Source organism: Xanthomonas sp. NCPPB 1068, assembly GCF_041479385.2.
In the GTDB taxonomy this organism is placed as follows: domain Bacteria; phylum Pseudomonadota; class Gammaproteobacteria; order Xanthomonadales; family Xanthomonadaceae; genus Xanthomonas; species Xanthomonas cannabis.
The window spans coordinates 3,614,253-3,624,499 of sequence record NZ_CM192986.1; the positions used below are offsets into that span (position 1 = coordinate 3,614,253).

Consider the following 10,247-nt stretch of genomic DNA (forward strand, 5'->3'; position numbering starts at 1 on the left):
GGATCGATGCCAAACGTCACGCGCAGGGTCATCGGGCACCCGTCTTCAGCGCGTACGCCTTCTGTGCGCGGGCGCGCGTGCTGGCAAAAGCCTTCTGCTTCCCGGCGGCGACGCGGCGCTCCACCTGGGCGATGGTTTCCGCGCCGTCGCGAATGGCCTCGATGCAGCGCGCATATGCCGGAAATGCGGTGGCGAACTCCGCCACGCTATCGAAAACCCTGCCTTCGAATCGGATCGGCGTGGTACTCATGCGGCCTGCTTCCGGCTTTCGTTCTCGGCATCCCAGCCCTCGCGCCATGCATCGCGCTGCAGCTGGCCATCTTTGCCCATGCCATACATCGGCGATTGATCGCGCTTCTTGCCGGCCTGGCGCGCGCGGCGGCCGGTGTCCACTGCCTGTTCGTATTGGTGCTGGTTCATGCCGCCCTCGTGATGTTGAGTAGTTGGTCCTGGTAGTCCTGCCAGGCTTCAGTGCCGCGTCCGCCCAGGACGTCGAACGTCCAGGCGCGGAACTCGCGGGCGTGGTGCTTGAAACTGGGTCCGAAGACCTCGCGCATGCGATCGCGGGTCATGCCGGGCATCTGGTCGCCGTCGTGGTGCCATGCGCCCAGCGCGACGACTGCGTGCTGGCCGATCTGCTTCTGGCCATGCAGGTCGCCGAGATTCCTGTGATGGACCTGCGTGTGACCGCACTGGATGGCGCGCTGCAGGCCGGCTGCGATGCGCCAGCGGCAGACGACGCAGCCGAGTGCGCGCGCGGCGTCCTGGTAGGCCTGCTCGGCGCGCGTTGCTGGCTTGATCGCGCGCTTCATGCCACGGCCTGCTGGCGCTTCGCGCGCGCCTCGGCAAGCACCTGCGCATATGCCTCCGGATGCTGCACATCGAAGGCCGGCATCTTGCCGCGGCCCCAGCGACCGCCGCCGAGCTGTTCCAACCAGCCATCGCTGGCGCAGAACCGGCGCGCATCCACTCCGCAGTCGCGGACCGACTTCGCCGTTACGAAGCCCTCTACCTCCAAATGCGCCAGCACGCGCAGCGCGCCGATCTTCCATGGCGTCAGCCGCAGCGGCGCCGGCACTCCGCACCGCACCGCTGGCACGATCTCTGGCAGCGTGCAGCGCCTCGCCGGGTTCCAGTCGTGCCAGGCCATGTCCCACTCGTTGAGCGGGCCGGCCTCAGTGTCGTAGGCACGCCGGTCATGGCGCGCGCCGCTGTAGCGGTCTAGGCAGCGTTCGAAATTCCACCCACGGCTGTAGCCCGGTTCCGGCGCCCACACCATCACGCCCAAGATGCCGAGCATCTTCGCGATCCCAGCCGACGCGTCGGTTATGGCCGGGACGACGACTGCACGGAAGTCCGGCCCTTCACACCCCTCGTTGCTATACCCCATGTAGTGATCCGGCAGGATCTGGTCGGCGACCTTCGCGTTCAGCGCCAGCTTTGCCTCGATGCCGAGCTGGTGGCCGGTGGCGTCGTACACCGCAAGGATGTCGAATCCGGCGGTCTCCGGGTACGCGGTCCAGCCGCCAACCTTGCGAAGGCTGGCCAGGAAGCAGTCGCACAGCGACGCCTCGGTCGGGAATGCTGCCTTGATCTCCGCGGCCTTCATGCAGCCCTCCGCGCCAGCGCCGGCTGCTCTCGTCCGTTGGCCATCAACCAGAACTCGGCCAGCACCTCGTCAAGCATCACGTGCGCGTAGTGCGCGCCGATGTGCCGGGTGATGCCTTCGAACAGCCGGCGGAACTCGTCCTCATCCATCGAATCGAATGCCAACGAACGCGCCACGGTGACTGGGATCGTTTCGATCTTCGGCAGCACCTCGCGCAGCAGCTTCGCCGCGCCTGGGCCGAAGGCTGCATCTGAGGCGGCAAGCACTGCGGCGACCACCGGCGTGGCGTCCATGTCGATCTGCTCGCAGCAGACGTTCGCCTCGCGCTGCAGCTGCTTGATCGCCTCGTGGCTGTCCAGTCCTTCCCACCCCTCAACGTTCTCGACCATCAGCTGGCCGATCTTGTGCAGCAGCCGGTGGCGCCAGGCGTCACGCGGCGCCTTGATCTCCAGCCGCACCTCCTGGCCGCGCCGATAGCCGCGCTGCTTCATCAGCTCGCGGTCGACCGGGTGCTCGGCGAGCATGGCCAGCCGCTCCTCACCGGTGTCCATCACCACCACGTGCTCGATCAGCGCATAGATCGGACGCGATGCCCTTTTGGCCCGGATTTTCTTTGCTGCGGCGGTCATGGTCATGCATCGACGTCCTGCCGCGGCGCGCGCGGCTTGAGTGTGCGGAAACCGCGCGGGCGCGGGACCGGCTTGCCGTCGTCACTTTCAATCGGCGCCGGCTCCCAGTACTCGGGCAGGTTCTGGAACTTGAAGCGCTCCGGCATGTAGAGCACGCGCACCTCGCCAGGCGGGCCACTGCGCTGCAGCGGCACCAGCAGCTCGGCGGTGCCCTTCCAGCGGCTGTCTCGGTGGTACACCTCGTCGCGGTAGATGAAGATCACCGCATCGGCGTCCTGCTCGATCGATCCGGAGTCACGCAGATCCGCAGGCTGCGGGCGCTTGTCGGGGCGGTCCTCCAGCTTGCGATTGAGCTGCGACAGCAGCAGGACCGGCACGCCGAGCTCACCGGCGAGCAGCTTCAGGCCGCGGCTGATATCGCCCACGCCGTTGGCGCGGTTGTCGCCCTGAATCTCCATCAGCTGCAGGTAGTCGATGACGATCAGGCCCAGCGGCTTACGGGCGTGCTGCCGACGTGCCTGCGAGCTGACGTGCTCGACGCGTGCGCGGCGCGGCCGGCTGACGAAGATGTCTGCGGCGCGCAGCTTGCGCATCGCGCTGGTGACGTTCGTCCAGTCCACGTCGTCCAGGTCGCCGGAGCGGATCCGGTTGCCATCGATGCCGCCGACCGATGCCAGCATGCGATCGCCCAGTTCCTCGGCCTGCATCTCGAAACTGAAGACCGCAACCGCTTTGCGCAGATGCAGTGCGACGTGCTCGGCGATGTTCTGCGCCAGGGTGGTTTTTCCCATCTTCGGGCGCGCCGCCAGGACGTACAGGCCGCCCGGCTTCAGGCCACCCAGCAGCGTGTCCAGGTCGTCGATGCTGGTGGTGATGCCGTGGATGCCGCCGCCGTCACGGGAGCGCTCGCCCAGGCGCTCGAACACGCGATCCATCACCGGTGCGACGGATTCCAACTCGCACGGCTGGCTGTCCATCAGCGCGCCGATGCGTGACTGCGCGGCGCCGATCAGCTCGATGCTGCTTTGCCCCTCTGGATTGAAGCCGGCGTTGGCGATGTCGGTGCCGACCTGGATCAGGCGGCGCAACCGCGCCTTGTCCGCGACGATCTCAGCGTATGCGCGGATGTTGGCCGCCGACGGCGTCGTGTTGGCGAGCTCGATCAGATACGCGCCCTCGCCGACCTGGTCGAGCAGCCCCTGGGCCTCGAACCAATCGCCCAGCGTCACAACGTCGAAGGGGCGGCGCGGGTTTGCGGTCGCCATCTCGCGGATAGCGCGGAAGATCAGCACATGGTCGCGGCGGTAGAAGTCGCCTTCCTCCACCAGGTCGGCAATGTCATCCCATGCGCGGTTGACCAGCATCAGGCCACCGAGGACAGCCTGCTCGGCTTCCACGCTGTGCGGAGGCAACCGCAACGCATCCGATGGCCGGCCGTGCCACATAGACGCGCTCTCGGCGCGCTCGGCGGCAAGCTGGTCGAGAAATTGCGACTCGTCTGCGTGGTGGTCGTAGTCGTGGACCGTGCTCATGCGGCTACCTGCCCTGCTTGCGCCTCAGCGTCGCGCACACGCCGGTACTGCTCGCCGATGGTGGTCAGCGTGTAGCCGGTCGCCGGGTGCAGGAACCAGATCTTCTGCCAGTTGCCGCGCACCGCGTTGCGGAAGACTGCGCGCCAATCGGCATATCGCTTTGCTGCACCGCTGTAGCGGTCGGCGAACGACAGCCAGGCCAGCTCGATGAACTCCTCCGGAATCGCTGCCTTCTCCGCCCAGGCGAACACCGGGTCATCAGCACGGATCGCATCTTCGTCACCGAGCGACGCGTTCCAGCTGTCGAAAGTCTGCATGCGGGTCTTCGGCGAAGCACTGGCGGTTGCTTCGCTGTTGTTGCTTTTAGGTTCTTTACGGTTAGACCGCAGCTGCTGCGGGGGTGACTGCGGCATTTGCGGTGGTTTGTGCAAATTTTGCGGGGGTTCCACCGCAGCAGCTGCGGGGGTGCAGCCACTGCGGGGGTGCAGCTGCTGCGGGGGTTGGTAGGCGTCCGGAGTGATGACGTACCGCGTGTGCCGGCCGTTCGCGCGGTCAGCGGTGACCAGGCCGACCGACTCCAGCCAGCGGATGGCGCCGTGCACTGTTCGCTCGCTCAGACAGGTGCGCTCGCAAATGGTCGGAATCGACGGCCAGCAGTGGCCCTGATCGTTCGCGTTGTCGGCAAGCGAGATGAGCACCGCCTTGGGCGACGGCGGCATGGTCATCGGCCAGCACTGGGACATGATCAGCGTGCTCATGCCAGGCGCCCTGCCCGCTCCATGCGCTTCACCTGGCCGGTGCTGCGGCTTTCGCATTCGCGCTTCATGTCCAGCCAGTACGCGCGCGCGACGGCCTTCTTGCCGGCCCCCTGCGCCTGCCGCAGCAGCTCCGCCAAGCGGCGGATGCGACGCTCGCGGCGCCAGTCTTCGAGCAGCTGCAGGATCATGCTGCGGCCCTCTGGTTCGCCGCCGACCAAGCCTGCTGTGCAATCTCGGCCACCATCGCCTGCAGGTCGCCGCAGAGCTCGGCGATGCCCTTCGCCTCGTTCGGGGTCATACGGCCGTCTTCCATGGCCTTGCAGATCAGCGCAGATAGCATGCCCTTCAGCGAGGACGCCTTCAGCAGCGCAGCGATGACGTCGCCGGCGGCCGGCGCGTCGGCACGCTGCACGATGAAGTCGTGCTCGGCGGCCAACGCGTGCAGGATCCGATAGTCGCCCGTCAGCCCCATGATCTCGCTGGCCTCGGCCAGGGTCAGGTGGTGCGTGCGAGTATTCGGGTTGACCTTGCTGCGAAGTACTGCAGCCGACATCGGTTTCTCTTCGCCGCGGTCATTGGTGGAGATGAGGCGGGTGGCCAGGGCCACGCTGCCACCGGGATAGTCCAGAACGGTTTTGTGTGCTGCGTCAGCGATGTTCACGGGCGGGATACCTGAACGTGGTTTGGGACACCTGCCCTGGCCAGGATGTGCGCCATGGACGCACTACAGAAACGGCTCAGAGCAGCGAGGAAACGGGCGCCGAATGTCACGACGATCATTCGGTGGAAGGGCAGCGTCTTTGCGCTGCGGTGGGTCAACGAACGGATGGACGTTCGACTGCTACGGAAGGGAACTTAGGTGGGCGTCCGCCACCGGTACGATGCGAGGTGCCAACCATCACATCGACCGGAGAGGGACCTATGAACTGGATTGCGACACTCGGCACCGCTTGCCTCGGAGTGGCGGGTCTCTTGCTCCCGCTCGCAATGAACAAACCTCGGGTGTGCATCCGTGTGGCCGAGTTTTTCCAACCCCTGTGTCTCGGGGCAGCGTTCGCCGGCGCTTCCGCGCTGCTGGGATTTGTTGCTGCACGGGCGATCGTCGCGGGGGCGATTGAGCAACACCGCGCCGCTTTGGCCGTAGGTGGTGAAAAGGCGGTTGAAGCCGTGCGCACCAGCCTCGACTCTGGGCTTCCGATATGGGGTGGCTACGCGTTCGCACCCATGGTGCTCTACGGGATCATGCTGGCCGCTTCTCGGCTGTCCGAAATGATCTTGAGCGATGCTGCCAACGGCGACGCCGCCAAAGAACGTGGTCATGGCCAGGAATAGCGCTACACCCTGGTCTGATCTGCGCTCAAGAACCATCTCAGGCGGCCTCCTGCCGGGAGGCAGCATCGGCCACCTCCCCTGCGGGGCTGGCGGGCGGCGGGCCGAAGACGTCCGGGCGCAGGTCGTGGCGAGAGACCCCGGTGGCTGCCTCGATTGGTCGACAAAACTCAGCGGGAACAGGCAGTGGACGATTAATCCATGCCCAGACGTGGCCCTGTCTAACGACGCGCTCGGCGGTCGAGAGGGTCCGAGCCAGGGCGCTCTGTCCGCCGGCTGCTGCTACTGCGCGCTCAAGGGGGGTCATGTCCATGCGAGCAGAATACAACTCTAGTTGTATTAGTCAACAACCAATGTTGTTTGCCGGCTACAACGCTCGTTGTCAGGCTCTGGGCATGGACCTTCATGCTCGAATCGCAGCCGCAATGCGCCACAGTGGCGACACGCAAGACTCTCTAGCTAAACGTGTTGGCATCAGTCAGCAAGCTGTCGCCAAGCTTCTGTCGGGCAAATCTCAGACTTCGCGACGCCTCACAGAAATTGCACTCGCGTGTGGAGTTCGGCCCGAATGGCTTGCTGCCGGTGATGGCCCAATGGTTGCGGGTGTGCAGTCAGGCGGTGAATCTCAGCCTGAGAGATCGATCCGCGACACGATCGCGGCAGCGGTCGCTATTGCCCGCCGAGTCCAGGACATGGCTATTGAGCCGATCGAGGGGGAGCGCTTTATCAAGCTTCTTACTGAAGCGGCCTTGATCTACCAGGAACACGGTTCGGAGCAACCCCTCAGTGCAGCGTCTCTAGATGACGCAGCGAGGGAGGTCGCCGCCAGACTTCGTTCCATAGGGTGATCGCAAAGGCATGACATTTAACAGGCAGCAGTTGGAAGCAATGGCGCGGCAGGTTGCCGCCAGCATGGGAATCGAGACAAGCGAGCCGCCGCGTAGGCTAACTATTGTGGGCAAGGCGCCGCTTCATAATTCTGCGAGTTTAAATTCTCTGCAGCGCGACTCGATGTACGCGCGAATTCGCGATTTGGGGTCTATGTATCAGCTGAACTGGCTCATCCGACAAGAGTGCCTGGAGTGCAACGGCATCATGGAGTGTCTGACTGACGAAGCCCTATGTGAACTCCTGCGGAAAATGGACCGGGCAGTAGAGGCCATCCATGACGGCGTTCCATTCGCAGAGGTGGGCATCGTCAAAGGCGCATCCCTAAACTGGATTGCATAGCCCACGGCCCTCGTAACCACAACGGAATCACCGATGAAGCGAGCACTCATTGCATTACCACTTTTTACCCTGATGGCCGCTTGCGCCAGTGCTCCCGAGTCTGCAGAAAAATCGGACTCTCAGGTGCTTGAATCGGACGTCGACTACAAGCAAGCCTACCGAATTATCAGCCGTCAGTTCACTGCGTGTAAGCGCGTGATAGGAGTCTTTGGCAACGGCTACGACGTGCAGTCTGATTTGGACACTGACGCGCAGGAAGGCCGAATCGACTACTACTCGCAGGGCCTGACAGGCGTGCATGAAAATGCGGCTGCAGCCACCCAAATGGTTGTCAAGCCGAGTAGTAACGGTGGATCGGTCATCCGCGTTACCGGAACCAGTGCGAGGCATGTGTACGCCGACTCCCAAAGCATAAAGAACTGGCTCAATGGTGATCTGAAGTGTGGCCGTTAACGAAAAGCTATCGATACGCGCACGGCAATTCATAAAATTGATTAGTGAACAACAACTTTGGTTGTTGCCATTCCACAACCTTAGTTGTATCGTCTCTCCATCGCATCGACCTACCCGGATCCCGCCGGGGACGTGCGACGGAGAACGTAGATGTCCAGCACCTGCCGCCACCCGTACCACCCGCAATGCGGCTGCGCGACCTGCAGCCGGCATGAGCTGTCGGACGAGCGCGCCGACGTCCTGGCCGGTGCCCTGCACCGCTCTGGCTTTGTCCTGAGCGAAGCGCTGGGCGAGCTAACGACCGAGCAGCTGGCCCTCATGGCCGGCCACATCGCCGACGGCAACGACGCCGCGGCTGCCGAAATCCTGCGCACCGCCATCGCCGACTACCTGTCGCAGCTGATCACCGGCCGCATGGATGACGTGGACTGCTCGCGCATCGAGGCGGTGCAGCACTACCTCACCGTGTACGAGGCCAAGCCGGCGCCGGTCGCCGTGATGCCGTGGCAGGTGGCCGCATGAGCGCCCTTGTCGATGTGCTGGCGGTTATTCGTCGGTTCGACGTCGCGCACCACACCACGTTGTGCGCATACCCCACAGCCGATGAGTGCCAAGCCGCCCACGCCGCCGTGGCCGAACTTGCCGACTTTGTTCGGGCTTTGCCCTGCTACTGCTCCGTCTCCACGCAGCTGAGCAATGGCGCGAGCTTGCCCGCTGTCACCTGCACACGCTGCGAGCTTCTCACCCGCGCCGGCTGTGCCGCATGAGCGCCGTCATCCCCTTCCCCACGGCTGCGCGCGGCGCCGACCTGGTGCGCGACATCGCGCTTGATCGTGGCTACGGCGCGATCACCGTGGCGCAGCTGGTGCGCACCTTCCAGCCCGACAGCGTGCGCCCTCTGCGCGTGCAGGCATCGCAGCACGTGCGCGATCCGGACGAGTCGGCAACGACTTACTTCGACGGCCCGGAGGCTGCGTGATGGACCAGATGGACGAGAAAGAATTTCAGCGCCACATGCTGCGCGAGGACGTGCCGTTCGCCCTGATCTGCATGGTCATCGGCGCGGTTCTGACGTTGCTGGCCCAGGTGGTGTTCTCGTGACCGGCCGCAGCTACGCCGGCTTTGCCTGGCTGTGTGCGTCAGTGCTGTTCCTGGCTGCGCTGGCGCTATTCGCCTACGTCCGGAGCGCGCACGGCATCTGCTCGGCGGTGCTGGTTGTCGGCTTCGTTCTGTCGCTGCACCTGCGCCAGAGCTGGAGCAATGCCCGAGCACGTGCGCACCGCGCTGAGCCGCCGCCGGCTGTCGATCCCTCCATTTCCTTTCCCGAACAGCCGCGCCGCGGCGTCCGTTGATCCCCGCCGGCGCGCCGGCACCACCCGACGAGGTTCCAATGTTCCAGCTACAAGATGCCACCGCGAAGGTGGTCAAGTTCAACCCGACTTCTGAGAAGCACGGACCGGAGATCGTGCCCGGTGGCTCTATCACCCTTGAAGTGGTCGCCAGCAGCGAAGTGCTCAACGACTTCCAGCCCGGTTTGCGTGAAGCACTGTACCGCGCGCCCACGTCCGGTGATCAGGGCTCTCTGCTACAGGCCAGCAAAAAGGATGACCTGACCGCCGTTCGCTTCTCCCACCTGGAGACATCGTGGTCAGGCGAGTATCCGGGTTACGAGGCACACATCAGCAATGGCCTCGGCTTGGAGGATCCGATCGTCTTGGTCGACGCGAAGCTCAAGAACATCGGCTTCAAGTTGCTGGATGGCGGCAGCGTGGGAATCAAGTTCACGCTTATCGCTCATCCGGACACCGATGAATCCGGGCTGCTGTGCCACATGCAGCGTCGCGAGGTGCAGATTTCCATCGTCCCGCCTACTCGCCAGGCCACGGATGAAGACCTCAGCGAAGGCAGCGACACGCTCGACGCGCAGGACTCGGCAGATGCCGCCGCCGAACTCGCACGCCTGGCCGAAGCCGGCCAGAAGGCTGCGGCATGAACGCGCCCGCCCGCATTCCGCTGATCGATGTCGAGAGCCGCCAGATCGCGGCGATCGGCCACGACGCAGACACCCAAACCCTCGCGGTGCGCTTCAAGAACTGGAAGGGCGAAGTCACCTCGCTCTACCACTACGACAACGTGACCGCCGAGGACTTCGCCGCGCTGCAGGCGGCCGAGTCGAAGGGTGGCCACTTCAACAAGGTGATCAAGGCCGACCCGGTGCGCTGGCCCTACCGCAAGGTCGAAGACCGCCCGCTCGCCGACGCGGCCTGATCCCGAACCCTGATCCATGGCAGGTGTCCACGGACGCGATCGCACCGCGCATTGACTCTCGAAGGTCAGACGTTAAAGGCAGGAAGGGAACCGCCCGCACCGCCGATACGTGCGCAAGAAGGAGCGGAAGGCGAAAGCCTATGCAGCCGGGAAAGACCGGCCCCAGCGAAAGCTCATGGGTGAACGAGTGGTGCGGATGCAACGCCGCTGACCGCCGGGAAAGACCGGCCTCTATCCATAGCGGAGCGGCTTGCGATCAACGAGCGTTCTTGTCTGTCGTATCGACGACCAGGCCGCTCCGCTATGGAGGGAATGCGCAGTGGTGATGCGCGAATGCCTAGGCAACTGGGAGCGCCCAAAGCGGGACACCGCCCATGGGAAAGAAGGTTCCGGCCTTCCGTCAAAAACCGGGAAACAGGCGACCTGCCGGCCGGAGACG

Annotated in this window: 20 protein-coding genes; 10 read left to right on the forward strand and 10 right to left on the reverse strand. The window is 64.6% G+C overall.

Annotated features, from left to right (window positions below; genetic code table 11):
- Positions 1–28: 28 nt before the first annotated feature.
- The 9 genes from ACCQ12_RS15320 to ACCQ12_RS15360 are packed head-to-tail and all read right to left on the reverse strand — an operon-like array spanning position 29 to position 5,189.
- Entirely contained in the window at positions 29–250 is a 222-nt protein-coding gene (locus ACCQ12_RS15320; RefSeq protein WP_372382149.1) for a hypothetical protein, read from the reverse strand.
- Entirely contained in the window at positions 247–420 is a 174-nt protein-coding gene (locus ACCQ12_RS15325; RefSeq protein ID WP_016850896.1) for a hypothetical protein, read from the reverse strand. Before ACCQ12_RS15325 ends, ACCQ12_RS15320 begins: the two co-directional genes overlap by 4 nt.
- Complete coding sequence (locus ACCQ12_RS15330; protein ID WP_372382150.1) at positions 417–812, reverse strand: hypothetical protein; 396 nt, start codon at positions 810–812, stop codon at positions 417–419. Before ACCQ12_RS15330 ends, ACCQ12_RS15325 begins: the two co-directional genes overlap by 4 nt.
- Positions 809–1,609, reverse strand: a complete 801-nt coding sequence (locus ACCQ12_RS15335) for a hypothetical protein (RefSeq protein WP_372382151.1) — start codon at positions 1,607–1,609, stop codon at positions 809–811. The genes ACCQ12_RS15330 and ACCQ12_RS15335 overlap by 4 nt, the downstream gene beginning before the upstream one ends.
- Positions 1,606–2,244 carry a hypothetical protein gene (locus tag ACCQ12_RS15340; RefSeq protein ID WP_372382152.1) on the reverse strand — a complete coding sequence of 213 codons (639 nt, stop codon included), beginning with the start codon at positions 2,242–2,244 and terminating at the stop codon, positions 1,606–1,608. Before ACCQ12_RS15340 ends, ACCQ12_RS15335 begins: the two co-directional genes overlap by 4 nt.
- The gene (gene dnaB / locus ACCQ12_RS15345) at positions 2,241–3,770 is read right to left on the reverse strand and encodes a replicative DNA helicase (protein ID WP_372382153.1); all 1,530 of its coding nucleotides are present in this window, start codon (positions 3,768–3,770) and stop codon (positions 2,241–2,243) included. Before dnaB ends, ACCQ12_RS15340 begins: the two co-directional genes overlap by 4 nt.
- A complete protein-coding gene (locus ACCQ12_RS15350; protein WP_199859866.1) occupies positions 3,767–4,528 on the reverse strand; it encodes a helix-turn-helix domain-containing protein in 762 nt (253 codons plus the stop codon). The genes dnaB and ACCQ12_RS15350 overlap by 4 nt, the downstream gene beginning before the upstream one ends.
- The gene (locus tag ACCQ12_RS15355; protein WP_104580802.1) at positions 4,525–4,716 is read right to left on the reverse strand and encodes a hypothetical protein; all 192 of its coding nucleotides are present in this window, start codon (positions 4,714–4,716) and stop codon (positions 4,525–4,527) included. Before ACCQ12_RS15355 ends, ACCQ12_RS15350 begins: the two co-directional genes overlap by 4 nt.
- Positions 4,713–5,189 carry a phage regulatory CII family protein gene (locus ACCQ12_RS15360; protein WP_372382154.1) on the reverse strand — a complete coding sequence of 159 codons (477 nt, stop codon included), beginning with the start codon at positions 5,187–5,189 and terminating at the stop codon, positions 4,713–4,715. The genes ACCQ12_RS15355 and ACCQ12_RS15360 overlap by 4 nt, the downstream gene beginning before the upstream one ends.
- A 260-nt stretch (positions 5,190–5,449) precedes the next feature.
- Here ACCQ12_RS15360 and ACCQ12_RS15365 point away from each other — a divergent pair, with 260 nt between their 5' ends.
- Complete coding sequence (locus ACCQ12_RS15365; protein WP_104580800.1) at positions 5,450–5,860, forward strand: hypothetical protein; 411 nt, start codon at positions 5,450–5,452, stop codon at positions 5,858–5,860.
- Between the two features lie 37 nt (positions 5,861–5,897).
- Here ACCQ12_RS15365 and ACCQ12_RS15370 read toward each other — a convergent pair whose 3' ends face one another.
- Complete coding sequence (locus ACCQ12_RS15370) at positions 5,898–6,170, reverse strand: YdaS family helix-turn-helix protein (protein WP_372382155.1); 273 nt, start codon at positions 6,168–6,170, stop codon at positions 5,898–5,900.
- Between ACCQ12_RS15370 and ACCQ12_RS15375 the strand changes: the two genes are divergently transcribed.
- The 9 genes from ACCQ12_RS15375 to ACCQ12_RS15415 all read left to right on the forward strand — a co-directional run bounded on the left by ACCQ12_RS15375 (position 6,163) and on the right by ACCQ12_RS15415 (position 9,808).
- Positions 6,163–6,705 (forward strand): helix-turn-helix domain-containing protein, encoded by a 543-nt coding sequence (locus tag ACCQ12_RS15375; RefSeq protein WP_372382156.1) that lies wholly within the window; start codon positions 6,163–6,165, stop codon positions 6,703–6,705. The two genes, ACCQ12_RS15370 and ACCQ12_RS15375, sit on opposite strands and share 8 nt — an antisense overlap.
- 415 nt (positions 6,706–7,120) lie before the next feature.
- Positions 7,121–7,540, forward strand: a complete 420-nt coding sequence (locus tag ACCQ12_RS15380; protein ID WP_372382157.1) for a putative periplasmic lipoprotein — start codon at positions 7,121–7,123, stop codon at positions 7,538–7,540.
- Positions 7,541–7,690: 150 nt separating this feature from the next.
- A complete protein-coding gene (locus ACCQ12_RS15385; protein ID WP_372382158.1) occupies positions 7,691–8,062 on the forward strand; it encodes a hypothetical protein in 372 nt (123 codons plus the stop codon).
- Positions 8,059–8,307: a hypothetical protein gene (locus ACCQ12_RS15390; protein WP_104580796.1), complete on the forward strand. Its 249-nt coding sequence runs from the start codon at positions 8,059–8,061 to the stop codon at positions 8,305–8,307. The genes ACCQ12_RS15385 and ACCQ12_RS15390 overlap by 4 nt, the downstream gene beginning before the upstream one ends.
- On the forward strand, positions 8,304–8,519 hold the full coding sequence (locus tag ACCQ12_RS15395; RefSeq protein ID WP_016850882.1) for a hypothetical protein: 216 nt from the start codon (positions 8,304–8,306) through the stop codon (positions 8,517–8,519). The genes ACCQ12_RS15390 and ACCQ12_RS15395 overlap by 4 nt, the downstream gene beginning before the upstream one ends.
- Positions 8,519–8,641: a hypothetical protein gene (locus tag ACCQ12_RS15400; RefSeq protein ID WP_372382159.1), complete on the forward strand. Its 123-nt coding sequence runs from the start codon at positions 8,519–8,521 to the stop codon at positions 8,639–8,641. Before ACCQ12_RS15395 ends, ACCQ12_RS15400 begins: the two co-directional genes overlap by 1 nt.
- Positions 8,638–8,892, forward strand: coding sequence for a hypothetical protein (locus ACCQ12_RS15405; RefSeq protein ID WP_372382160.1), 255 nt, complete (start codon positions 8,638–8,640; stop codon positions 8,890–8,892). The genes ACCQ12_RS15400 and ACCQ12_RS15405 overlap by 4 nt, the downstream gene beginning before the upstream one ends.
- Positions 8,893–8,930: 38 nt before the next feature.
- A complete protein-coding gene (locus ACCQ12_RS15410; RefSeq protein ID WP_372382161.1) occupies positions 8,931–9,533 on the forward strand; it encodes a hypothetical protein in 603 nt (200 codons plus the stop codon).
- The gene (locus tag ACCQ12_RS15415; RefSeq protein WP_372382162.1) at positions 9,530–9,808 is read left to right on the forward strand and encodes a KTSC domain-containing protein; all 279 of its coding nucleotides are present in this window, start codon (positions 9,530–9,532) and stop codon (positions 9,806–9,808) included. Before ACCQ12_RS15410 ends, ACCQ12_RS15415 begins: the two co-directional genes overlap by 4 nt.
- The last annotated feature ends 439 nt before the right edge of the window (positions 9,809–10,247 follow it).